Source organism: Microcoleus sp. bin38.metabat.b11b12b14.051, from assembly GCF_013299165.1.
GTDB lineage: Bacteria > Cyanobacteriota > Cyanobacteriia > Cyanobacteriales > Microcoleaceae > Microcoleus.
On sequence record NZ_JAAFKD010000001.1, the window covers coordinates 212,293 to 234,405 of the forward strand.

The 22,113-nt window shown below is 46.0% G+C and carries 25 protein-coding genes; 8 read left to right on the plus strand and 17 right to left on the minus strand.

Annotated features, from left to right (window positions below):
• Positions 1–11 precede the first annotated feature (11 nt).
• Positions 12–2,021 carry a biosynthetic arginine decarboxylase gene (speA, locus tag QZW47_RS00910; protein WP_293122326.1) on the plus strand — a complete coding sequence of 670 codons (2,010 nt, stop codon included), beginning with the start codon at positions 12–14 and terminating at the stop codon, positions 2,019–2,021.
• A 235-nt stretch (positions 2,022–2,256) separates the two neighbouring features.
• Here speA and QZW47_RS00915 read toward each other — a convergent pair whose 3' ends face one another.
• From QZW47_RS00915 to QZW47_RS00925, 3 genes are all read right to left on the minus strand, one after another.
• On the minus strand, positions 2,257–3,420 hold the full coding sequence (locus QZW47_RS00915; RefSeq protein WP_293122329.1) for an NDP-sugar synthase: 1,164 nt from the start codon (positions 3,418–3,420) through the stop codon (positions 2,257–2,259).
• Positions 3,421–3,730: 310 nt separating this feature from the next.
• Entirely contained in the window at positions 3,731–4,543 is an 813-nt protein-coding gene (locus QZW47_RS00920; RefSeq protein WP_293122332.1) for a ScpA family protein, read from the minus strand.
• 189 nt (positions 4,544–4,732) lie between these two features.
• Entirely contained in the window at positions 4,733–5,122 is a 390-nt protein-coding gene (locus tag QZW47_RS00925; RefSeq protein WP_293122335.1) for a LapA family protein, read from the minus strand.
• Positions 5,123–5,241: 119 nt separating this feature from the next.
• On the opposite strand from QZW47_RS00925, the gene QZW47_RS00930 reads away from it, so the two are divergent.
• Positions 5,242–5,433 carry a hypothetical protein gene (locus QZW47_RS00930; RefSeq protein WP_293122338.1) on the plus strand — a complete coding sequence of 64 codons (192 nt, stop codon included), beginning with the start codon at positions 5,242–5,244 and terminating at the stop codon, positions 5,431–5,433.
• A gap of 39 nt (positions 5,434–5,472) precedes the next feature.
• Here the strand turns inward: QZW47_RS00930 and QZW47_RS00935 are convergent, their stop codons facing one another.
• The 6 genes from QZW47_RS00935 to QZW47_RS00960 all read right to left on the minus strand — a co-directional run bounded on the left by QZW47_RS00935 (position 5,473) and on the right by QZW47_RS00960 (position 14,149).
• Entirely contained in the window at positions 5,473–6,300 is an 828-nt protein-coding gene (locus QZW47_RS00935) for a DUF3153 domain-containing protein (RefSeq protein ID WP_293122341.1), read from the minus strand.
• Between the two features lie 668 nt (positions 6,301–6,968).
• Positions 6,969–8,273, minus strand: a complete 1,305-nt coding sequence (locus QZW47_RS00940; protein ID WP_293122344.1) for a TldD/PmbA family protein — start codon at positions 8,271–8,273, stop codon at positions 6,969–6,971.
• A gap of 221 nt (positions 8,274–8,494) precedes the next feature.
• Positions 8,495–12,082, minus strand: a complete 3,588-nt coding sequence (locus QZW47_RS00945; RefSeq protein WP_293122346.1) for a tetratricopeptide repeat protein — start codon at positions 12,080–12,082, stop codon at positions 8,495–8,497.
• Between the two features lie 812 nt (positions 12,083–12,894).
• The gene (locus tag QZW47_RS00950) at positions 12,895–13,218 is read right to left on the minus strand and encodes a hypothetical protein (RefSeq protein WP_293122349.1); all 324 of its coding nucleotides are present in this window, start codon (positions 13,216–13,218) and stop codon (positions 12,895–12,897) included.
• Between the two features lie 5 nt (positions 13,219–13,223).
• A complete protein-coding gene (locus QZW47_RS00955; protein ID WP_293123368.1) occupies positions 13,224–13,745 on the minus strand; it encodes a tetratricopeptide repeat protein in 522 nt (173 codons plus the stop codon).
• Between the two features lie 47 nt (positions 13,746–13,792).
• Complete coding sequence (locus QZW47_RS00960) at positions 13,793–14,149, minus strand: single-stranded DNA-binding protein (protein ID WP_293122352.1); 357 nt, start codon at positions 14,147–14,149, stop codon at positions 13,793–13,795.
• Between the two features lie 330 nt (positions 14,150–14,479).
• Here QZW47_RS00960 and QZW47_RS00965 point away from each other — a divergent pair, with 330 nt between their 5' ends.
• From QZW47_RS00965 to mreD, 3 genes are all read left to right on the plus strand, one after another.
• Positions 14,480–15,487 (plus strand): rod shape-determining protein, encoded by a 1,008-nt coding sequence (locus QZW47_RS00965; RefSeq protein ID WP_293123371.1) that lies wholly within the window; start codon positions 14,480–14,482, stop codon positions 15,485–15,487.
• A gap of 87 nt (positions 15,488–15,574) precedes the next feature.
• The gene (gene mreC / locus QZW47_RS00970; RefSeq protein WP_293122354.1) at positions 15,575–16,378 is read left to right on the plus strand and encodes a rod shape-determining protein MreC; all 804 of its coding nucleotides are present in this window, start codon (positions 15,575–15,577) and stop codon (positions 16,376–16,378) included.
• Positions 16,378–16,944, plus strand: a complete 567-nt coding sequence (gene mreD, locus QZW47_RS00975) for a rod shape-determining protein MreD (protein ID WP_293122357.1) — start codon at positions 16,378–16,380, stop codon at positions 16,942–16,944. Before mreC ends, mreD begins: the two co-directional genes overlap by 1 nt.
• Positions 16,945–17,216: 272 nt before the next feature.
• Here the strand turns inward: mreD and QZW47_RS00980 are convergent, their stop codons facing one another.
• Positions 17,217–18,008, minus strand: coding sequence for an HAD family hydrolase (locus tag QZW47_RS00980; RefSeq protein WP_293122360.1), 792 nt, complete (start codon positions 18,006–18,008; stop codon positions 17,217–17,219).
• A gap of 249 nt (positions 18,009–18,257) precedes the next feature.
• Between QZW47_RS00980 and argB the strand changes: the two genes are divergently transcribed.
• Positions 18,258–19,169, plus strand: a complete 912-nt coding sequence (argB, locus tag QZW47_RS00985) for an acetylglutamate kinase (RefSeq protein ID WP_293122363.1) — start codon at positions 18,258–18,260, stop codon at positions 19,167–19,169.
• A gap of 92 nt (positions 19,170–19,261) precedes the next feature.
• Positions 19,262–19,390, plus strand: coding sequence for a hypothetical protein (locus QZW47_RS00990; RefSeq protein ID WP_293122366.1), 129 nt, complete (start codon positions 19,262–19,264; stop codon positions 19,388–19,390).
• Between the two features lie 252 nt (positions 19,391–19,642).
• Here QZW47_RS00990 and QZW47_RS00995 read toward each other — a convergent pair whose 3' ends face one another.
• The 4 genes from QZW47_RS00995 to QZW47_RS01010 all read right to left on the minus strand — a co-directional run bounded on the left by QZW47_RS00995 (position 19,643) and on the right by QZW47_RS01010 (position 21,091).
• Positions 19,643–19,939, minus strand: a complete 297-nt coding sequence (locus QZW47_RS00995) for a hypothetical protein (protein WP_293122369.1) — start codon at positions 19,937–19,939, stop codon at positions 19,643–19,645.
• On the minus strand, positions 19,926–20,219 hold the full coding sequence (locus QZW47_RS01000; RefSeq protein ID WP_293122372.1) for a BrnT family toxin: 294 nt from the start codon (positions 20,217–20,219) through the stop codon (positions 19,926–19,928). The genes QZW47_RS00995 and QZW47_RS01000 overlap by 14 nt, the downstream gene beginning before the upstream one ends.
• 147 nt (positions 20,220–20,366) lie before the next feature.
• Complete coding sequence (locus tag QZW47_RS01005; protein ID WP_293122375.1) at positions 20,367–20,756, minus strand: type II toxin-antitoxin system VapC family toxin; 390 nt, start codon at positions 20,754–20,756, stop codon at positions 20,367–20,369.
• Positions 20,753–21,091 carry a hypothetical protein gene (locus tag QZW47_RS01010; protein ID WP_293122378.1) on the minus strand — a complete coding sequence of 113 codons (339 nt, stop codon included), beginning with the start codon at positions 21,089–21,091 and terminating at the stop codon, positions 20,753–20,755. Before QZW47_RS01010 ends, QZW47_RS01005 begins: the two co-directional genes overlap by 4 nt.
• A gap of 62 nt (positions 21,092–21,153) precedes the next feature.
• Here QZW47_RS01010 and QZW47_RS01015 point away from each other — a divergent pair, with 62 nt between their 5' ends.
• Positions 21,154–21,309, plus strand: a complete 156-nt coding sequence (locus tag QZW47_RS01015; RefSeq protein ID WP_293122381.1) for a hypothetical protein — start codon at positions 21,154–21,156, stop codon at positions 21,307–21,309.
• 8 nt (positions 21,310–21,317) lie between these two features.
• Here the strand turns inward: QZW47_RS01015 and QZW47_RS01020 are convergent, their stop codons facing one another.
• Genes QZW47_RS01020 through QZW47_RS01030 form a run of 3 tightly spaced genes read right to left on the minus strand, consistent with a single transcriptional unit; the run spans position 21,318 to position 22,105 of the window.
• Positions 21,318–21,707, minus strand: a complete 390-nt coding sequence (locus tag QZW47_RS01020) for a hypothetical protein (protein ID WP_293122384.1) — start codon at positions 21,705–21,707, stop codon at positions 21,318–21,320.
• 9 nt (positions 21,708–21,716) lie between these two features.
• A complete protein-coding gene (locus QZW47_RS01025) occupies positions 21,717–21,893 on the minus strand; it encodes a hypothetical protein (protein WP_293122387.1) in 177 nt (58 codons plus the stop codon).
• The gene (locus QZW47_RS01030) at positions 21,890–22,105 is read right to left on the minus strand and encodes a hypothetical protein (protein WP_293122390.1); all 216 of its coding nucleotides are present in this window, start codon (positions 22,103–22,105) and stop codon (positions 21,890–21,892) included. The genes QZW47_RS01025 and QZW47_RS01030 overlap by 4 nt, the downstream gene beginning before the upstream one ends.
• Positions 22,106–22,113 lie beyond the last annotated feature (8 nt).

Genomic DNA, 22,113 nt, shown 5'->3' on the forward strand with positions numbered 1-22,113 from the left:
TTTCCGATAAGATGAGTTCCCCAGCCACCGCTGCTTCCTCCGATATCGAGCCGCTATCGACTCAGCCACAAACAGTCACGAGTTTGACTGTATCGCACAGTGCTTTGGTAGCCGCTTCTCAAGTACCACAAAAATCTTGGACAATAGAAGATAGCGAGAAACTGTACCGCATTCAAGGTTGGGGCGAACCCTATTTTTCGATCAATGCTGCCGGTCACGTTACCGTGTCTCCCAAGGGCGATCGCGGCGGTTCCCTGGATTTGTGCGAACTGGTAGAATCGCTCAAACAGCGAAATTTGGCTTTGCCGCTGCTGATTCGATTTTCTGATATTTTGGAAGACCGGATCGATCGCCTCAATTCCTGTTTTGCCAGAGCGATCGCTCGCTACAATTACAAAAATGTTTATCGCGGTGTTTTTCCAGTCAAATGCAACCAGCACCGACAATTAGTTCAAGATTTGGTGCGTTTCGGTCAACCCCATCACTTCGGACTGGAAGCCGGCTCTAAACCAGAATTAATGATCGCTTTAGCGACCTTAAAAACCCCAGGCGCTTTGTTGATTTGTAACGGTTACAAAGACCGCGAATACATAGAAACCGCAATTTTAGCGCAGCGGCTCGGCAAAACTGCCGTAATTGTGCTGGAGCAAATTGAGGAAGTAGAACTCGCCATCGCCGCTAGCAAAGCATTAGGAATTAAGCCGATTTTGGGAGTGCGAGCCAAACTTACTACCAAAGGCGTTGGGCGCTGGGGAGGTTCCACGGGCGATCGGGCAAAATTTGGCTTGACAATTCCTGAAATTATCCGTGCTGTCACCCAACTGGAAAAAGCTGGAATGCTGGATTGCTTGCAATTGCTGCACTTCCATATCGGCTCTCAAATTTCCTCAATTAGCGTCATCAAAGATGCCATTCGGGAAGCCAGCCACATCTATGTAGAGTTAGCTAAATTGGGAGCTAATATGAACTACTTGGACGTAGGTGGCGGGCTGGGCGTTGACTACGACGGCTCTAAAACCAACTTCCACGCTTCCAAAAACTACAATATGCAAAACTACGCAAACGACGTAGTAGCGGGAGTGAAAGATGCCTGCGACGAGCGGAAAATTCCTGTACCGATTATCATTAGCGAAAGCGGGCGGGCGATCGCTTCTCACCAATCAGTCTTAGTGTTTGACGTACTCGGGACTAGCGATGTCCCCAGAGAAGTACCAGAACCAGTAGACGAAAACGCGCACCAAATTCCGCGCAACCTTTACGAAATTTACCAATCTATTACTCCGGAAAATTACCAAGAAGTCTATCACGATGCTATCCAATTTAAGGAAGAAGCAGTGAGTTTATTTAACCTAGGCTATCTGGGAATTGAGGAACGGGCAAAAACCGAACAGTTATACTGGGCTTGCTGCGATAAAATACAGGCCATCGCGCGACAAAAAGACTATGTATCGGAAGATTTGGAAGACTTAGAAAAGGTGATGGCGTCCATTTATTACATCAACTTATCTGTTTTCCAGTCAGTACCAGACAGTTGGGCAATTAACCAATTGTTTCCAATTATGCCAATAAACCGACTTGACGAAGAACCGACTCAGCGCGGTATTTTAGCCGATCTCACCTGCGACAGCGACGGCAAAATCGACCAATTTATCGATTTACGAGATGTCAAGTCCGTTCTGGAACTGCATACAATTAAACCTGGAGAACCTTACTATTTAGCTTTGTTTTTGGGAGGTGCTTATCAAGAAATTATGGGCAACCTTCACAACTTATTCGGCGATGCAAATACAGTTCACATTCAGCTAACGCCTTCAGGCTATCATATCGAACACGTTGTGAAAGGAGACACGATGAAAGAAGTTCTCAGCTACGTTCAGTATGATGCAGAAAGTTTGGTGGAAAGCATCCGCCGCCAGACAGAAGCAGCTTTGCAGCAAAATAAAATCACTCTTTCCGAGGCCCAACTTTTACTGCAAAATTACGAGCGGAGTTTGGGCAAATATACTTATTTGCAGTCATAATTAGTCAGTAGTCAGTTGTCAGTTGTCAGTTGTCAGTTGTCAGTCAGTAGGGGCGGTGCCCCCGTGCCCGCCCTCAGTTGTCAGTTGTCAGTTGTCAGTTGTCATTTGTCATTTGTTGAGAAATGATGATGACATAACTGTAAAGGTAGGGTGCAAATGGAGCACCTTACCTTTATCGATTAGCAATTATCAATTAGCAATTAGCAATTAGCAATTACCAATTACCAATTACCAATTATTCAGCATGACCGAGAATTTCTGCGATCGCCCGCCGCTCTTCTCCCTGCTGAGTTGGTAAAACTTGGCGAGCATCAGTAATCAGCCAATCGAGAGCCGCTGCTTGCAAATCGATCGCCGCCCCGGTTTTATCAACGCAGTAGCGTCCGAACACCAGTTTGTCAACTAACCGCACTTCCGGGCCTAAACGCGAATACTCAAAAATCACGCTGTTTTCCACAGTCGCCCCGCTGCACACCCAACAATTCGGGCCGATCATTGTCGGGCCGACAATTTTGGCTCCGTCTTCAATAATCGTCATCCCGCCAATATAAACCGGGCCGGTAATATCAACTTTATCCCAGTTGACAGCTACATTCAGACCAACGTAAACGCCGGGGCGCACTTCAATTCCGGGAATGGAAACATTTTTAATTTCTCCCAACAGCACGCTCTGAATTGCGCGCCAATAGTCAGGAACTTTGCCGATATCCACCCACTCAAAGTCCATGCTAATCCCGTAAAAAGGCGCGCCTGCTTCTACTAGCTTCGGGAATAACTGGGAACCGATATCGTACTCCGTATCAGAAGGAATGTAATTGAATATTTCTGGTTCAAAAATATAAATACCAGTGTTGATGTCGGTACTCAGAGCTTCCTCTACAGAAGGTTTTTCTTGGAAAGCTTTAATTTTGCCAGACTCGTCTGTAACTACAACACCGTAACTCGAAACTTCTTCCTTGGGAACAGATTTCATTACAATAGTAGCGATCGCCCCTTTTTCCCGGTGCCACTTCACAGCAGCAGTCAAGTCCAAGTCAATCAAAGCGTCGCCGCACAGCACCACAAAAGTATCGTCAAAAAACGGGGAAAAGTCCTGAATCCGTTTCATGCCGCCAGCCGAACCCACGGCATCTCCAATCATTTGTCCGTCTTCAATCCGCCCTTCAAAAGAATAGGCTATTTGTACCCCAAACTTTTGACCGTCGCGGAAGTAGTTCTCAATCACGTCGGCCAGGTGAGAAACATTGACCATAATCTGGTCAAACCCATGCTGGCGGAGCAATTCAACCAAAAATTCCATCACCGGCTTTTGCAGGATCGGGATCATCGGTTTTGGTGTAGTGTGAGTAATGGGACGGACGCGAGTGCCTTTACCAGCCGCCAGAATCATCGCTTTCATTCTTAACTTCCTCAACCCTCTGTTAATTGATATCAACTCAACAATTAGATGCTAGCGGTTGCGATCGATTCGATCGCAGCGATATCCTGACCTGTTTATAGGCGACATCGTACCAGGCTATCGATCGTTTATTCCCAATTCACTTAGATTTCAGAAACCAGGAATCGAGAATCAGCAACAACTTGGCACTCCTGCTGTCGGCGTTGTAGACTCAGTGGCACAATACCGGCGAGCGAGGTTGTGCCTGGAATTTTAGCCGACGCAGCAGCACGTTTATTAGTTTCCCCCGAGAACCTAATGCCCTGCAAGCTCAAATCGCCCGGATTTTGAGGTCTTGGTAAAACTCTTCTTGAACCAACTCTACTTTAGACTGAGCCGATAGCAGCAACAGCGCCCAAAAAACACCCACACGGTCACGATCGGGTAAGTGGACTTCTCCAGCCGCTGGCGGGGGTTCTGGGTTAACAGAGGTGTGCAAATCGCGATCGTGCCAAAGTTTTAGCAGTTGTTCCAAGTCGAGCCAACCGTCATCAATTTCAGAGCCGCGTTGTGCCAGAAACCGATCGAGTTCGCTAGCAGTTTCCACGAGATTTTCTTGGTGAGCCAGCTCAAAGATAGCCTGGGCGGCTTGCGATCGCATTTTTGAAGTCGGGCGGCGTCTGGGAGCAACAGTCTGCTCCATTGCAGCTTTCATTAACTGCAACTGTTCGATCAGTTCTGGGAGAGTCACCGGGCGTTTTTGTGGCAGTTGAGCGACACCGCGACGGCGCAATTGTCGTTCGAGATGCTGCGGCAAATGTCGCCCTCCTGAGCGTTCTGCGTCTTCGAGCGCCGCCTCGTCAGCTTCGGGATTCGGCGGGGGTTCTGAGAGGACAATACTTTCTGCTTTGAGCAACACCAGCATCGAAGCGTACAAAAACGCTTGGCCCGAGTGGGACAAATCGGAGAAATCCTTACTCTGATTGGTATCGCAGGCGTTGGTCAGCTTGCTCAAACATCGATCGAACACTTCAATGACTTTAACGTCCCAAGGATCGATTTCTCCCCGTTCTGCTAAGTCAATTAAAATTGCGATCCCCTCAGAAATCGTTTCTAAACCATCTTGGTCTCGGGAAACAACCATTCGATTTTGGATTTTAGATTTTAGATTTTAGATTTAGGACTTGTGCACTCGACCACCCAGAAACCGGGTACATTAACCGAAATAAAGTATTTTCAGCAAGTTTTTGGGTTAAACAACCAAGGTTATGACCAGCGGTGGGTTCTGGACAGAGATTCGAGATTTCTTCCAAAAATGAGAGAGTAACTCAATTTAATTAGCAGTCATTTCAGCAGCTTTTACCTCGGTTGTTGCTGTTTCTAAACTTGTCAGTTCTGCACTTTCTAACAAAGGTTGTTTTCCTTCTACTTCTGCTTTATAGCGTTCGATATCTTGTTGTAATTCCTGAATTTGCTGCTCTTTTTGGCGAACTTGGCGGAGTTCTTGGCGGGAGGTGATAGTTCGCTGCATTCTCGACCACAAACTGAACAGCCACGCTAAAATCGCTCCCAATCCGGTCGCTACAATTAGTTCTACGCACAGCGGAGCTTTAAGTTGGACGCCTTTAATAATTTGAACGGTGGTCTGCTCTGTATTTTCGATGCTGAACAATACTAGAGCCAAGCAAATCAGAAAGATGAAGAAGAAATTTAGCGCTCGCATTTTCTCTGTTCCTAATTCTTAATTCCGGTCATTCAGTTGACAATTGACAGTTGACAGTTGACAGCAAACAGGTTGACTTCGGAGGGCGACATCTATCTGGAAGGAAGAGGATTGGAGTAATGAATAGTCTGATTTTAATTTCTCCTTACAAGGGTTCCGGCTTTAAACCAATTGTTTCTGGTCAATCAAATTGTTTGCCATTTGTCAACTATTTTTTAGCAGATGCTCCCAGTTTTGTTGATCAGATAGAATCTGGTCAATTAACCATAATAGCCCAGGGCGGGTTTATGGGAACTTTGAAAGTTTATTGAAGATAATGGTACGCCCGCCCTAAACCGAAAATATCCTTTTTAGGTTTGGCTGATGTTTTGAGTTTTTTTACCGATTCCCAGAGCTGGGAATATTTGATATTTCACAGCAGTGCCGGCCGCCACAAATAACGCAATAATCAGCGCCCCAATTCCTACGGGACTGGGAATCCAGAATGTAGCCTCCAAATAGTTAACTTCCCCGGGCTTCAGCTTCCAAACTAACTGCTTTCCTTGCTGGTAGCTTTCGGGAACCAGCGCACCGTTGACTGGAGTTTGAATATTTTCGGCACCCCAAGGCGTGTTCAAGCTAAAGTCTAGCTGCAAAAGTCCCCCCGGACTCAGCAGCGGACTGCCGTTTGAGGAAAGCAGAGAAAGCGATCGCAAATCCAATTCCAAAGTCAACCGATTTCGCAGCGCCAATAACAAATTATTCTGCTTGACTTTCAGGTGAGATTCAAACTTCGGCAAATCGGTTTCTAGGGGACTTGCGGCCCGAGATTTGGCGGTGGGTGGGATCGGATTGTAAAATTGGTTAAACTTGTCTTCTAATTCGGCTCCATTATTGAATGGAATCGTCACTAGAACTTCTCTCTCAGAAAGCCGTTTAGTTTTTCCGTCGAGCAATCTCGCCCTGCTTTCTACGCTTTTCAACCAATCGGCAACAGTTTCGCTGCTGAAGCTGGTCAACCTTTCCCCTAGTTTAATGTGCTGCACGATTTCGCCGTGAGTTTGACTATCAAAGTTGACTCCGACATCGTACTGAACGCATCCAGTCACTAGAGTTAAAAGGCAAAAAACAAAAGGTAAAAGAAAGAAAAACTGCTTTTTCTTCTTCCCAGTTCCATCCTTGACATTTTGCTCTTTCATCTTTCTTCCCCTGTATTTCCCTATTTGCATAAATTAGCAAAGCCAGGTTTGTAGTGAGGACTTCAGTCCTTCTTGACTCAACTAGGATAAGAGGACTAAATTCCTCACTACAAACCATTTTTATAGCTGTCGATTTGTGACAGAAACAGTTTTTTTGCAAATCCAGGTTTGTAGTGAGGACTTCAGTCCTTCTTAACTCAACTAGGATAAGAGGACTAAAGTCCTCACTACAAACCAATTTTATAGCTGTCGATTTATGACAGAAACAGTTTTTTTGCAAATCCAGGTTTGTAGTGAGGACTTCAGTCCTTCTTCACTCAACTAGGATAAGAGGACTAAAGTCCTCACTACAAACCAATTTTATAGCTGTCGATTTATGACAGAAACAGTTTTTTTGCAAAGCCAGGTTCGTAGTGAGGACTTCAGTCCTTCTTAACTCAACTAGGATAACAGGACTAAAGTCCTCACTACAAACCAATTTTATAGCTGTCGATTTGTGACAGAAACAGTTTTTTTTTGCAAAGCCAGGTTCGTAGTGAGGACTTCAGTCCTTCTTGACTCAACTAGGATAAGAGGACTAAAGTCCTCACTACAAACCAAGACGTGAGTCTTAACATTTTGATAGCAGCAGTGTCGGAGTCACCTGAAATTAACCGCACTGAATGAACTTATTGCCTCGAAGCTACACCCAAGTGGTGAAACAGCATACTCGGCAAATATGCCCCACCGCCTACCCATTCGGCTTCGCTGCTCAAATCTGCCAAATTTTTAAAGGCTTCAAAAATGCTGCCTGCAACCATTGTATTCTTGACGCGACCGACAATTTTGCCTTTTTCTACTTTATAGCCTAAGTCTAAATTGACAGAAAATTCGCCAGCTAACTGATTGGACTGACCGGCACCTAAAACCTGTTCTATGATAAGACCTTCGTCCATGCTAGCAATCAAGTCTTGGGTGCTGGTATTTCCTGGGGAAATGCAGAAGTTAGTCAAGTCTGGGCCTGGGCGAGACAATCCGCCACGAAAACCGTTACCGGTCGATCGTACACCAGCGCGGGCCGCCCACCTGCGATCCCAGTAAAATCCGGTGACGGTTCCTTTGTCAATCAAGGTTTTGCGGGTGGTTGGTGTACCTTCGTCGTCAAAGGGACAAGCGGAAGGGCCTAGGGTGGGGTCTTCAAAAAAGGTGAACCGTTCGTCAAATAAGGTTTCGCCGATTTTGTCGGCTAGGGGAGAGGCTTTTTGGACTACTGTTTGACCTGAAAGGATGGTATCAAATAGGCTTCCTAATGTGCTGGCGGCGGCTCTGGGGGTAAATAATACTGGGTAGGAACCGCTGGTGATGGTGGCTGGATGTTCGGCGAGGCGGTATTTTTCGAGGAGGGATTGGAGGATGCTGTTGGTGTCGATCGCCCGATCGCGCGCGACATCGTAACTGTATGCTTGCATAAAGTCTTCTCCTTTTACCAAGTTGCCTGCGATCGTCCCGCTGACTATTTGGCTGCACCTTTCGGCATATACATCTCGCGTCGTGGCAATTTTGACGCGACCTTTACGGACGTGAAAGCCCACATCTACCATAATATCGGGATTGTAGGCGTGGACTTGCTCGATGAGGTTTTTGCCGGTTTCGACTAATTCTTGGGTTGTGGGCGGAGTGTAGGCGCTTTCCGGGCCTTTGAGATGGAAGTCGGAGGCGAGTTCAAATTCTGCGGGGTCGCCGATTTCGGCTGTTTGAATCGCTGCATCTACTAAATCATCTATCCGCGTTAAGTCTGTGGAACTAGCAAAGCCGATTTTGCCTTTGTAAATCAGCCGGAGTGCTACGCCTTGCAGTGCTTTGGTTTGCAGGGATTTGAGGCGATTGTTTTCAAATTCGATCGGGGTGTCTTGACTTGACAGGTAGTATACTTCAGCGGCATCCGCTCGCTGACTTGCCAATTTCAAAATCTGCTCTATGGTGGAATCGCTCACAATAATTATCGCCTGTTATGTTTGTCTTTTCTAATTTTAGCGATTTTGGGTGTGGGCAGAAACCGGGTTTTTTCCAAGCATATCGATGCACCGCCCAAAAACTGCGAACAACCCGGTTTCTTTAGTCGAAGTAAGACGGCGGTTGAAACCGCATCTACACAAACGATGTCCGAGCTCAGAGGGACTGAAGAAGATGATATATTTTAACCGCCCGGTTTTCTTCAACCATCAGCCATCTGCTGAACATCAGCAATAATTTCCTTCACTGTCTCCGCGTCGGGCGAGCGCAAATGCTGTAAAATCTCCAAAGATTGCTGTAAATAATTCAAGGCTTGCTCAAAATCTCCCCGCGATGCTAACAATTGTCCTAACATTGCGAAAGTAGCAGCTTTCCCTTGAACATTGCCAATTTTTTCCTTAAGTTCGAGAGATTGTTGATAAAGTGCGATCGCCTCATCTACATCCCCTCGATTGGCATAAATTCCTGCAAGACAGTGCAAACTAGCAGCTTTCCCTTGAACATCACCAATTTTTTCCTTAAGTTCGAGAGATTGTTGATAAAGTGCGATCGCCTCATCTACATCCCCTCGATTGGCATAAATTCCTGCAAGACAGTGCAAACTAGCAGCTTTCCCTTGAACATTGCCAATTTTTTCCTTAAGTTCGAGAGATTGTTGATAAAGTGCGATCGCCTTTTCTACATCCCCTCGATTCGCATAAATTATTGCAAGATTGTGCAAACTAGCAGCTTTCCCTTGAACATCGCCAATTTTTTCCTCAAGTTCGAGAGATTGTTGATAAAGTGCGATCGCCTCATCTACATCCCCTCGATTGGCATAAATTCCTGCAAGACAGTGCAAACTAGCAGCTTTCCCTTGAACATCACCAATTTTTTCCTTAAGTTCGAGAGATTGTTGATAAAGTGCGATCGCCTCATCTACATCCCCTCGATTGGCATAAATTCCTGCAAGACAGTGCAAACTAGCAGCTTTCCCTTGAACATTGCCAATTTTTTCCTCAAGTTCGAGAGATTGTTGATAAAGTGCGATCGCCTTTTCTACATCCCCTCGATTCGCATAAATTATTGCAAGATTGTGCAAACTAGCAGCTTTCCCTTGAACATTGCCAATTTTTTCGTCAATTTCCAGACATTGTTGATAAAGTGTGATCGCCTCATCTACATCCCCTCGATCGGCATAAATTATTGCAAGTTGGTGCAAACTAGCAGCTTTCCCTTGAACATCCCCAATTTTTTCGTCAAGTTCGAGAGATTGTTGATAAAGTGCGATCGCCTCTTCTACATCCCCTTGATTGGCATAAATTCCTGCAAGATTGTGAATAATGGCTGCCTTTACTCTTTCGTCTTCGGGCGGACACTCATCTAATGCTTGTTCGTAATACTTTTTTGCTGCATCAGTGTTGCCCAATTGAGCCTCAGAACGTGCCAAACTGTGAAAAATCCGATAATCTGGAAAAACCGCTAAAGTGTCCTCGCAAGTTTTCACCGCTTCCCGAAATCGACTTTGATTTTTCCACCGACTTGTCACAATATCGGCAATTTTCACCGCAATCTTTTCCACCTTTCCCAGCAGCGCCAACCGATGAATTTCTAACCCTTTTTCCTCCGTAGAATATTCCGCTTCTTCCCACCAGAGACGATACAAAAACTCAGCAGCTTCTCGGTGCAAACCTGCGCTTTCCTCCGGCAAATTCAGCGACAAAATTCGCGGTACTCGCAGCGACGAATCTGGACTAACTTCTAGCAAACCCAAGGCTATGGCCCGATCTATAATTTTTTCAATCTCCACAATACTTGTACAAACAGCCGCGATAGCCTCCCTCGGTACCGGCAATTGATAAACTAATGCCAACTCCAGCATACTTTTCAATTCCGGCGATATCTGCTTCAACAATTCCTCATTCAAAATATTTTCCCGAAACTCCGCAGTTTTCTGCTGCATCCGTGCCAAAATCGCACTTACATCCAGCTTTTCGGCTAGCAAAACCAAATCCAGCCGTTCCAACAAGCGAGGATTTCCATCTGCCAAATTCTGCGCTTGCAATCTCAACTCTCTATCCACCTGAGATTTCGGTGCAAAAGCCTTAAGCCAACTACATTTTTTCAGCAAATCTGCATCTTTAAAACCATCCAAACCCTGCTTGTAAAAATCCCGCAACAGCCGGGAGTCAAAATCGTAACGACAAGTTAAAATTAAACGGTGAGGCGCATTAGTTTCTTTAATTGCCCAAACCCAAGCATCTAAAATCTTTGCCATTTCCGGCTGCAACACATAGCCACTATTTGGTCGCGATTCTAGATGAGTTTCAAAATCATCCAGAACCAACAAAAACGGCTTTAACTCACCCTCCTCCAAAGCCGAAAATAAGTTTCGCAAGCGATATTTTAACTCCTCATCATCATCTCGCTGCAAATGTTCTCGCTGCGACTGCGATAACTTGTCGCCCAACTTAATCAATAAACTTCTTTCATCAACTTTACCAGACCAAACAATCCTTTCAAAATCAGTCAATCTGTCGCACAACCTCGACGCCAAACTACTCTTACCCAAACCTCCCATCCCGTGAATCAAAACACCCGATAGATCCGAGGGCAATTTTAATGCCTTCAAACAAGATTGAATCTGCCGCCGCCGTCCGACAAAAGCTTCGCGAGTTGGCACTTTCACCTGCTGCCCCGCAGCATCCAAAAACTGTTCTCTAACAGTCGGTTTCGGTGCGCGTTTCCGCCCGCGAGTCTGCAAAGTTGTCACCAAATTTCCCGGCAAAGTTCCAGCCACATAAAGCCTGAGTAAATGCCAATCCCGCGCCTGATTTGCAATCAAAGCTTGATAAGTTTTTGCCAAAGCCTCCGTCAATTCATAGCCCGCCGCCAAACTAGAATAAAGTTTCGCAGCCGCCGCCGTGGCATCCTCATCTGCCACCTTTTTTCCCCAACCCAAAACCGCCTTAGCCCCGAAACTCAGCAACTCTTCAGCCAAACAAGGAACCGACCCAGCTTTGCCACTTTGTCCCGTCCGACAACCCGACAAAAATAGTAATTTAGGAATCCGAGATTTAAACGATCTAGCAATATCTTCACCGCTAGCTAGATAAGTTTCACCAGTTTCGGTTTCCGTATAAAAACGCGGTTTTCCATCATTAATTGTAGCATGACCGCTTAAATGAAAAGCATCAAAATATCCCTGATCGTGACTATCAATTAAATCTCCCAATTCCGTCAAACAGCCGCTTTCTTCAACTACCAGCGCCAAAGGTTGCTTCGCCGTTGCTGTCAGAATTAATCCTTCTTCCTTCTCAAAATCCAGCACAGATTTCGCACCGACGGGCGAAGCTGCCATAAACAAGAGATTCAGCGCTCGATTTTCCGGTTTTGCCTCATCAACCGACAACTTTTTAACACTGTCAGAAGACACCCAGCGAGTGGGAATAATCGGCTGGCGTTTTGCCACTAAAAAACTGCTGTCATCGTGCAGCAATTCCCAAGGCAAGTGAGCGAGTCTTTCTGCCGCAGAAATGGCTAAAATAACGCTTTCCCCAGCCAACTCATGAAGTTTTCGAGAAAACAGGCGTTCCGTGCCATCAAGCCAGTCAAACAAGCATTTTCCAGTAACAGCATAGTCTTCTGGCAAAGGCACATAATAATCTCGTTCGACAAGTTGAATTAAATCAGCAATTTCAGTCAGAGACAGCCGCCGCGGGCTATTATAATTATTGGGATTGTCTAAAAAATAGCGAAATTCGACATAATCACCTTGAACAGTTTTGAGGTCGAGGTGCAAAATTTTCATAGTTAGGACTTATATAAGGTTAATAGGTGATGCTTTCCCCGATCGCCGAAAATTTTAACCTATAGTTAAATAAAATATTTTGAATCAGGTTAAAGATGACTTCCCTCTGGTTTTTGTCGTTTCCGGATATTTTGCTGATATATTCTGCGTCCAAATCATTTATACAAGTAGGGGCGGTGCCCCCGTGCCCGCCCGCCTGATATGTGTAGCGTGTGTCGCCGGCGATAAATGCCTATGTGCGATAACTATTTTGCAAGGTGCGTCGCTTTGAGATTGTCTATTTCATTGAGAGATTTTGCGTGGCGACACACCCTACAACGGCGGCTATCCGTTACTCTTTTGCAAGGTGCGTCGCTTTGAGATTGTTTATTTCATTTAGGGATTTTGCGTGACGACACACCCTACAACGGCGGCTATCCGTTACTCTTTTGCAAGGTGCGTCGCTTTGAGATTGTTTATTTCATTTAGGGATTTTGCGTGGCGACACACCCTACAACGGCGGCTATCCGTTACTATTTTGCAAGGTGTGTCGCTTTGAGATTGTCTATTTCATTGAGAGATTTTGCGTAGCGACACACCCTACAACGGCGGCTATCCGTTACTATTTTGCAAGGTGCGTCGCTTTGAGATTGTCTATTTCATCTAGGGATTTTGCGTGGCGACACACCCTACAACGGCGGCTATCCGTTACTATTTTGCAAGGTGCGTCGCTTTGAGATTGTCTATTTCATCTAGGGATTTTGCGTGGCGACACACCCTACAACGGCGGCTATCCGTTACATCCCGTACATTGCTCGTTGCCGAACTTCCTTCTATTCGTCTAAAATTTGTTTAATTTGGTCGATCGTCGCATTTTCCAACAGCAACCGCCGCCCGTGCCGCCCAACCAGCAAAACTTTCTCAATCTTTTTACCAGATTCACCTTTTTTGTATTCTTGATACCACTTGCGAATTTGTTCTGCGATCGCCACAGTGCCGCCAACAATACCGACAATAGCACCAATGGTGACTAAAACTCCCTCTTTTTCATCATCTCCGGCTGTTTCCCAATTTCCCGACAACCCAGAAATCGCAAAGAATTCCTCGGTAGCCGCAACTGCATCTTGTCCTTCGACACTGATTTGAATATCTGCCATTGCTTTTAATAACTAATAAATAAACTACCTAAAATCAAAACGATCGCAATTAATGCCACCCAAATAAACCGATTATCCTTCGTATTAACCTGACTCAAATCTACAGGTTCTTTTACGGGTGGTTTGGGTTTAGCGTACTTGATATCAGCGTTCGGATTGGCTTGAAAATTAATTGATTTATTTTCATCCAAAGCTGCTAAATCGGGGATTTTTACCGTCCATTCCTCAGGGATGCTGAGTTTGGGGGCTTCGAGAATGAACAGCAGGCGCTTGGCTTGTTGGCGGGTTTCTTGGCGGGGATGGCGGGTGAGTTTGCGACAAAGCTCGATCGCCCTTTCGGTATCGCCCGAGGCTTCGTAGGCTGTCACCAGCCACATCTGCACCTCGCCGCCCAGCCGGGAAGTGCGATCGACCAAACCGCTAGCTGTTTCTAAACTTTGGATAGCTTGAGCGTACAGCCCGCTCTCAAAAGCTGCTCGGCCCGCTTGATACTCGGTTTGAACAATTTCTAACTTTTCTGAACTCACCAGCCGCCACCCAATTGACAAATATTATTTTTCCAATTCCGCAAAAACTAGAATTCGCTATTTTGCGACATACTTGACTCATTGTCGCGCTTGGAGCCTAGCAAGTCTAACTGATCTACTTTAATGACAGGCATCGAGCGATTGGCTCCCGTGCTGCGATCTTGCCAGCGATCGAACTTCAAAGAGCCTGTTACCCCTATTTGAGAGCCTTTGCGAACGTAGTCAGCGGCGATTTGGGCTGTTTTGCCCCAGATTTCCAGGGTAAACCAGTCTGGTTCGTCGCTTTTGGTCGATCGCCTTCTGACTGCTAGCGTCAACTTGCACTTAACTGTACCGGATTCAAAATACTTCACGTCCGGGTCGCCACCGACGCGGCCGACTAAAGTCACAACATTAAGACTCATAAACTTTTTCGGGAATGTGTTCGATTGGTGATGTAGTTAAACTCTCCCTGAAGGGCGATCGCTTCCAAACTTAACTTGGAACAGCGCAAATCAGGGCTTCATCCTGATTTTACACCCACTGACCAGAACATATTTATTGTGGATGATTGGCGAGCCTGCGTTCAACTTATGCTCGACAATGTACATTTCTGACTAGACTCAGGATGAAAAACGTAATAGAATCCACCTCGGTTACACTTTTGTAACACCATTATTGCACACATTAGTATTTTAGTTTTGGGGGGGTACAAATCAGTGGGTCTTCTCAATCGATTTTCCTTATCTAGAGATATGGGTATCGACCTCGGTACTGCTAACACGCTCGTTTATGTATCCGGCAAAGGTATTGTTCTGCAAGAACCGTCCGTAGTGGCGATCGACCAAGACTTGAAAATACCGCTGGCTGTCGGAGAAGATGCTAAAAAAATGCTCGGGCGCACGCCCGGGAACGTGATAGCACTTCGCCCGCTGCGCGACGGGGTAATCGCCGACTTCGATACAGCCGAGTTGATGCTCAAAACTTTTATCCGCAGGGTTCACGAAGGCAAAAGCTTAGTTTCACCGCGGATCATTATTGGCATCCCCAGCGGTGTCACCGGAGTCGAGAGGCGGGCTGTTATTGAGGCGGCTACTCAAGCCGGTGCTAGAGAAGTACGGTTAATTGATGAACCTATCGCGGCGGCGATCGGAGCTGGATTGCCTGTAGCTGAGGCAACTGGCAATATGATTATAGATATCGGTGGGGGTACGACGGAAGTTGCGGTTTTGAGTTTGCAAGGTACGGTGATCAGCGAGTCTGTGCGGGTGGCGGGCGACGAACTCAATGAGGCGATCGTCATATACATGAAAAAAGTTCACAATTTGGTCATCGGCGAACGTACTGCTGAAGAAATTAAGATTCAGGTAGGTTCTGCATACCCAACTACCGAGGATGACGACGCGATCATGGAAGTGCGCGGCTTGCACTTGCTCTCCGGTCTACCGCGAACTGTTACAATCAAAGGCCCAGAAATTCGCGAAAGTATGTCCGAACCGCTTTCAGTAATCGTGGAAGCTGTCAAACGTACTTTGGAACGCACTCCTCCGGAATTAGCAGCAGATATTATTGACCGGGGAATTATGCTCGCCGGCGGTGGCGCACTCATGAAAGGTTTAGATACTCTGATCAGTCACGAAACAGGAATTGTCACTCACGTGGCAGCAGATCCTCTGTGCTGCGTGGTTTTGGGAACCGGTCGGGTCTTGGAAAACAAACAGTTGGAACGGGTTTTCAGCGGGCAGTCGTCGCGCAATATGTAGTTAACAAATTTGGGATTTTGGATTTAGAAATAGGTCTGCCATCTAAAATCTAAAATCCTGACATAACAATTTTACATTACTGAAATTATGCTAAAAAACACAATCCGCAGGTGGTGGGATCTGCGCCTACAAATCGCTCTTTTAGGTTTAGCTGTAACTGCGGCTTGGGGAGTTAGACAAACACAAGGTGCTGCACTGTTTGAAGTTTACAATTGGGTGTCTCGTCCATTTCATGCCGACGGTTCAGGACAAGAGAAACTCATCTCGGCTCGCACTCAAGAATTGCAAGCGAAGCTCTTAGAATCAGAGAGTCAAAATCAGAAACTGAAAGAGCTTTTAGGTTACGTTTCTGCTAAGAAACCTAAAGGGATTGTTGCTCCAATCGTGGGTCGCAGCGCCGATCATTGGTGGCAGCAAGTAACTTTGGGGCGCGGCAGTAATGATGGCATCAAAGCAGATTTTACTGTCATGGGCCCCGGCGGTCTGGTAGGTCGGGTTGTCAGCGTGACTCCTAATACTAGCTTGGTGTTGTTAATCAGTGACCCTACGAGTCAATTGGGTGTGGGAATTACCCGCAGTCGCAACATGGGTTTTATGCGCGGGAAAGGCCCCAATCAGGCTGTGATGGAATTTTTTGATAATGTTCCTAATGTCAAGCCTGGGGATCTAGTTTCAACTTCTTCTTTCAGTCAGTTGTTCCCTGCTGGTTTGCCTGTGGGAAAAGTGGTTTCGGTGGATATGAATAAAACTCCTGCTCCCGAAGCTGTTGTTGAGTTCTCTGCACCGATGAATGCTCTGGAGTGGGCGGTTGTTTACCCCCACGATAAGCAAGCCGAACTCAAGGCTTCGCAGGCTGAATCTTCTGCACCTTCGGGGGGAGCAAAGCAGTAATGAAGCGTTTATCTCGGTTGTCTTCGCGATGGCGCCAATTTCTCAACTTCGGCGTTACATTTGTTTCTGTGCTGCTGTGTATACTAATATTGCCCACCCGGATGCCAGGAATGGAATTGCTGGGAATTAGCCCGAACTGGCTGTTGATTTGGTTGGTAGCCTGGAGTATTAAGCGGAAACGTACAGTTTGGGGAGCCGCTAGCATGGGCATGGTTTTGGGCTTTATTCAAGATGCGATGACGGCTCCCCATCCCACCCACGCTGTGAGTCTAGTTTTTGTAGGTGTCTTAACTGTTGTTTTGCAGAAAAGCTGGTCGATTCCGGCTGATATTGTGGAGAGAGATCCGATTCCGATCGCCTTAATTGTGTTTGGGATGGCGGTGGTAGCGGAAACGGTGATGGGGCTGCAATTTTTCGCTATGGGCGATCGGGCTTTACTGGAAATTTGGAGCTATCACCAGCGAATAGCTTTGTGTTCTGCTATTCTCAGCAGTCTTTGGGCTCCGGTAATTTATTTTCCCCTCAATCGCTTGTGGGAAATGACCAGGAATTTAGAAAAATCTTAGTCATGGGGCATGGGGCATGGGGCATGGGGCATGGGGCATGGGGCATGGGGCATGGGGCATGGGGCATGGGGCATGGGGCATAGGGCATTGGGCATAGGGCATAGGGCATAGGGCATAGGGCATAGGGCATAGGGCATTAGTTAATAGTTAACTAATTTGGACTTACACGCGAGTGGCGAGAAACCGGGTTTGTTACAAAAACACTTAATTTCAGCTCACTAATTCGGTAAAAAACCCGGTTTCTAAAATTCGGAGTGCTTGCAAAATCGTAGTCAATCTACTATTACTTGTTGCGCCGAACCTAATAAGTGATGTACGGCAATAATCAAGTCACTGAGAATGAAATTAGGTTGGTGCTTTTGCAGTTGATGGCGACTGCGAATGCCACAGGTAACGGCAATTGTAGGTATCCCTAATGCTTGTCCCGCGAGGATATCTGCTTCGGTATCTCCAATCATCCAAGCTGAACCCAGAGATGACTCAAATTCTTCTGCAACTTCAGCCAACAATTCGGTTTTTAAGGCTGTGTAGTTGTGATACGCAGCATCCGCCATCTGAGTGCCGCGAATGCTGGTAAACAGTCTGGCTAAACCGTAATTTTGCAACAGTTGAACGGCTTGATTTCTCGGCCGCAGGGTGACTAAAATCAGCCGCACGCCGCGGGAGTGCAAAAGTGCGATCGCCCACTGCACCCCCGGCTGGATGCGATCTAAGTGCAACAAGTCTGGCTGATTGACAATCCGACTCACGCAGCCGAGAAAAACGTGAATTTCTTCTCCTGACAAGCCGGAACTTTTTGCTATTTCAGCATCGGGCACTCGGTTTTGTTTCATTTGCCAAAACTGCTGTTTGCTGAGGATTTGGAGGTTGAGGTTGATTCCCAGGGCCCCGTAGGCTGCTTGAGTGTCGGCTAATCCCTGTTGATATGTGGTGTAGTAGCGATCGGACACATCGACTATGGGCCCGTCTAAATCGCAAAATACTGTCATCCGGGGGGACGAGTCAGCGTCTGATGGTAGGTTGTACTGAGGGTTTTGAGAGTCCGGGGCGACAGCAGTTAACATATAAGGTTAAGTAAATCAAGGGAGTTATACATTTCTTGACTTTAGCAAGATTCTATAAGTTATAATACAAAATTTTCAGTCAGATTATTAAAAAAACCTATTAAGATTTTGAGGATTGGTGTGAATAAGGGCGATCGATCCGGCTGGCGCGTCCATAAATTCAACGAAAAAAGTGATTTTGGTGGCTGTTGATATGTGCTTTAACCATTAAAGTTTAGAATTAAGTTTTTAGTCTTTTGTAAATTACCCATGCTCAAACAAAGCGATTTTGTTAGGAATTCGGACACTAATCGAGTAGAGGTGCTTTCCGAAGCACTGCCTTACATCCAACACTTTGCAGGTCGCACAATTGTGGTCAAATATGGCGGTGCGGCGATGAAAGATAGCACTCTCAAAGACAAAGTAGTTCGAGATATTGTACTGCTAGCTTGCGTGGGGATGCGTCCGGTTGTGGTTCACGGCGGCGGCCCAGAAATTAATATTTGGCTGGAAAAACTGGGAATTGAACCGCAATTTAAGGATGGTTTGCGGGTGACTGATGCGGCGACAATGGAAGTCGTAGAAATGGTTTTGGTAGGGAAGGTAAATAAGGAAATAGTTTCGTTAATCAACCAAGCTGGCGGCAAAGCAGTGGGATTGTGCGGCAAAGATGCGAATCTAATTCAAGCTCGTCCAGATGGCCGGGAAGGAATTGGGTTTGTTGGTGAAGTTAGTGGCGTAAAAATCCAGATTTTGGAGTCTTTAGTAAACAGCGGTTATATTCCGGTGGTGTCAAGCGTGGCGGCTGATGAACATGGTCAATCTTACAACATTAATGCTGACACAGTTGCCGGAGAAATTGCGGCTGGTTTGGGAGCAGAAAAGTTGATTTTGATGACTGACACTGCGGGAATTTTGGAGGATTATCACAAGCCGGAAACTCTGATTGCTAAGTTGGATATTCAGGAAGCGAGAGAGTTAGTTGAGTCGGGAGTTGTGTCGGGCGGGATGATTCCGAAGGTTAATTGTTGCGTGCGGAGTTTGGCTCAGGGTGTGAAGGGCGCTCACATTATTGATGGGCGAATTCCCCATGCTTTGCTGCAAGAAATATTCACGGATGCGGGGATTGGCTCGATGATTGTTGCTTCTGAGTTTAGCGGGGCGAAGTTAAGGCACAAGTAAGGCATAAATTTTAGCGTGGGGCGGGTAAGTGAAGCGGTAAATCGTTGCTTTACCCGTCCTGAGCATCGCTTTGGAGTGTGCCAGTAGGATTTGTGAGAACTATTGTTGAAGTGTATGATGCGGAAAAGGACTATCAGTATTTAGTGAAATTTGCTGATAGTCAAGGAATTGAATATGTTATGGCTATTTTGAAAGCAGATGAAATTTGGGTTCTGCAATAGGATCTCGCATTTGTTTAGTAATGTCAGGGAAATACAAGTTAGATAAAGGCGATCGCGCTTTTGGCAGGAAAGGGATCTCGCCCGCGTGAGATTTAGGATGGGATAGGGGCGATCGCGCTTTTGGAATGAAAGGGATCTCGCCCGCGTGAGATTTGGGATGGCATAGGGGCGATCTTTTGGAATGAAAGGGCGATTCATGATCGGGATAGCTACGGCGCTTACTTTTAGCTGTGTACTGAAATTGCCCATAATTTAACGTGCAGTTTCAGCTTGAATTTCTCGAAGAATAGTTGAGATTTCGTCTGCTGACTCAAGGTGTCTAGCGAGAACTTGAGCAGTTTTGTCCAGCAAGCGTTCTGAAAAGACTTTCGCTAAGTCTTCCCGTAAACATTGCCCTATATAAAACTTAAGCAATGCTTCGACAGACATATCTCGATTGGCGGCTATTTTCTCAAGTGATGCTAAAGTATCTATGGGGATGTTTAGCGAGACTGTTTCCGCTGTACGAGGTCGCAATTGCAATTTTATTTGTTCTTCAGAATTGTTCATATAATTTCCTTTCTGTGCGGGTAGCAGGACGGGAAGAAATGATGCGTATTCGCAAGCTGCGCTCTACATAAACAACCAGTAATAGGCGTTGAGTGTGGGAGTAACCGAGGATAAAGTTACGCTGTTCGTCATTGGCAGTTGCATCTCCCTCTTGATAGAATGGATCGAAGAAGACTTCTGCGGCTTCTTCAAAGCTAACGCCATGCTTTTCTAGGTTGCTCTGGAATTTGTTTGTGTCCCATTCAAACTCAACGCCTTGCAGTCTGTACAGACTATCCATGCTTCGATATTAACATTATTTAAATAAGAGCGATTCCCTACGGGATAGCTTCGCTTGCGCGTACTTGTGGAAGGAAAGGGATCTCGTCCTCGCTGTTTCCTCAAGGCGGCAGCAAAAGTTATAAAATAAAAAGGCATTTTTTACCTTTCACTGAAGAGTCTGTACATCAGAATATGCTAGAATTTTAGCATCGGCAGTTAGTAACGGACACGAGCAAATCCTCGCCGTTGCCACAATGATTTGATCTGCGGGATCGCGATGAAAACCTGTGAGTTTAGTTGACTCGACAATAATCGGAATGGTGAGATCGAGTAGCTGCACTCCTGGATAAGCCAAAGCTTGTGTTAACCACTCATCAACTGTAACGGACAAAGTAAGTCTTCCCATTTCTACTAATTTAGAAACCTCCCAACAAGAAATGATGCTGACTCCTAAACCTTGAGATTGATATTGTTGTATCCAGTCCCGATGTTTCTGAGTCAGTCGCGGGTTATCATCAACCCACCAAACCCATATATGAGTATCTAGTACAATCATTGTAACACTTCCCAATCTTCCAACGGAACTGCTGGTTCACAGGGGTCATCATAGCGAATGACTGTGCCGCGTAAAGGATATAGAAAAGCATTGTTCATGGTTTCATTAACTAAGTTTAGATAGCTAATGAATTCCCGATATCCATCCAATTCTGTTTGTTCTTCGGAAGTTAGACTTGATGCTTGTTGTTGAGCAGTTAAAGTTTTGATTCTCTCCTGGATTTTGATAGAAGCGCTAAATATTAAAAGTCCGTTGACTAACTCAATGCGGACAGAACCTTCGCTTGGTAAGCTGTTGGGTAAGTGAGGCAGCTTGAGGGGCAAGTTAGCAATCATGGCATTAATTGACTGTATTTAATATGCTTTGATGTTGATTATTCAATTATACTAATTGCTGGGTGGCGTTTGACAAATATTCTACAGCAGAAATTCTTTGGATGGCGCGATCGCACTTTTGGAAGGCAAGGGATCTCGCCCGCGTGAGATTTGGGATGGGAGACGGGCGATCGCACTTTTGGAATGAAAAGGCGATCGCCAAGCTTACTGCTGTTTGATTTGCACCCTAAACAAGAGTGGTTTTCACGTATTCGGTAACAGGTTTCAAATCGATATCGTCATTGGAAGCTAGCGTTTTAAATAGATGGCGCGGGATGCCGGCCGCCATCAAAGCTTCTAAATCGCGATCGAGCTTTGACAAATCCCCATAAATACCGACAAACTGAGTTACACAAGCTAAAGATGAATCCTTGGGGTCATTCAAGCCCGTGTATCTGTACTCAATATCAAAACCTGCTTTTTCCCCGATTTCTTCAATATCCCAATCCACAAGATCCATATCCGTCGGTTCAACAGCTAGGGCCATATGACCGGGCGGTATGGGGTCAAGTGCTTCGCAACACCAACCAAGAGAAGAGTTCCATAGACTCTTACCAACCGATTCTCGAATTTTCATGAGTTTCCCTCACTCAAAGTAGCAGCGAAACCAGGCTTTTCCTTCACAGCGAACGTCTACAAGAGGCCGTTCGTATTGAGTTGCTAGCTGTTCGCATTTCTTTTTGGCTTCTTTTAGGTTATACGCTTGTACGGGTTCGTTGATGGGATTGCCAAGTTCTTCTTTTTCGCGCTCTGGATCTCTCACTCGTCCCCCTTTTTGCTGTTTTTGGCGGCTGAGGGGGCTTGTTGAGCCTTTAACCACATTTCGATCGCCTCTTCCAACCCTAGTCCTATACTTAGCTGCTTCAGAGTACACGCAGCTTTAAATTGAAGTCCTAGTTGTTTTTGGACATCTCCCGATAGCTGTATGTAATTTGGGTCGTGTCGCTTGGCTAGCACTTCTGTACTGTTTCCCACTCCTGTTT

Coding starts and splice junctions, on each gene's coding strand:
- speA (WP_293122326.1), top strand. CDS start 12: ATGAGTTCCCCAGCCACCGCTGCTTCCTCCGATATCGAGCCGCTATCG.
- QZW47_RS00915 (WP_293122329.1), bottom strand. CDS start 3,420: ATGAAAGCGATGATTCTGGCGGCTGGTAAAGGCACTCGCGTCCGTCCC.
- QZW47_RS00920 (WP_293122332.1), bottom strand. CDS start 4,543: ATGGTTGTTTCCCGAGACCAAGATGGTTTAGAAACGATTTCTGAGGGG.
- QZW47_RS00925 (WP_293122335.1), bottom strand. CDS start 5,122: ATGCGAGCGCTAAATTTCTTCTTCATCTTTCTGATTTGCTTGGCTCTA.
- QZW47_RS00930 (WP_293122338.1), top strand. CDS start 5,242: ATGAATAGTCTGATTTTAATTTCTCCTTACAAGGGTTCCGGCTTTAAA.
- QZW47_RS00935 (WP_293122341.1), bottom strand. CDS start 6,300: ATGAAAGAGCAAAATGTCAAGGATGGAACTGGGAAGAAGAAAAAGCAG.
- QZW47_RS00945 (WP_293122346.1), bottom strand. CDS start 12,082: ATGAAAATTTTGCACCTCGACCTCAAAACTGTTCAAGGTGATTATGTC.
- QZW47_RS00950 (WP_293122349.1), bottom strand. CDS start 13,218: ATGGCAGATATTCAAATCAGTGTCGAAGGACAAGATGCAGTTGCGGCT.
- QZW47_RS00960 (WP_293122352.1), bottom strand. CDS start 14,149: ATGAGTCTTAATGTTGTGACTTTAGTCGGCCGCGTCGGTGGCGACCCG.
- QZW47_RS00965 (WP_293123371.1), top strand. CDS start 14,480: ATGGGTATCGACCTCGGTACTGCTAACACGCTCGTTTATGTATCCGGC.
- mreC (WP_293122354.1), top strand. CDS start 15,575: ATGCTAAAAAACACAATCCGCAGGTGGTGGGATCTGCGCCTACAAATC.
- mreD (WP_293122357.1), top strand. CDS start 16,378: ATGAAGCGTTTATCTCGGTTGTCTTCGCGATGGCGCCAATTTCTCAAC.
- QZW47_RS00980 (WP_293122360.1), bottom strand. CDS start 18,008: ATGTTAACTGCTGTCGCCCCGGACTCTCAAAACCCTCAGTACAACCTA.
- argB (WP_293122363.1), top strand. CDS start 18,258: ATGCTCAAACAAAGCGATTTTGTTAGGAATTCGGACACTAATCGAGTA.
- QZW47_RS00995 (WP_293122369.1), bottom strand. CDS start 19,939: ATGAACAATTCTGAAGAACAAATAAAATTGCAATTGCGACCTCGTACA.
- QZW47_RS01000 (WP_293122372.1), bottom strand. CDS start 20,219: ATGGATAGTCTGTACAGACTGCAAGGCGTTGAGTTTGAATGGGACACA.
- QZW47_RS01005 (WP_293122375.1), bottom strand. CDS start 20,756: ATGATTGTACTAGATACTCATATATGGGTTTGGTGGGTTGATGATAAC.
- QZW47_RS01010 (WP_293122378.1), bottom strand. CDS start 21,091: ATGATTGCTAACTTGCCCCTCAAGCTGCCTCACTTACCCAACAGCTTA.
- QZW47_RS01020 (WP_293122384.1), bottom strand. CDS start 21,707: ATGAAAATTCGAGAATCGGTTGGTAAGAGTCTATGGAACTCTTCTCTT.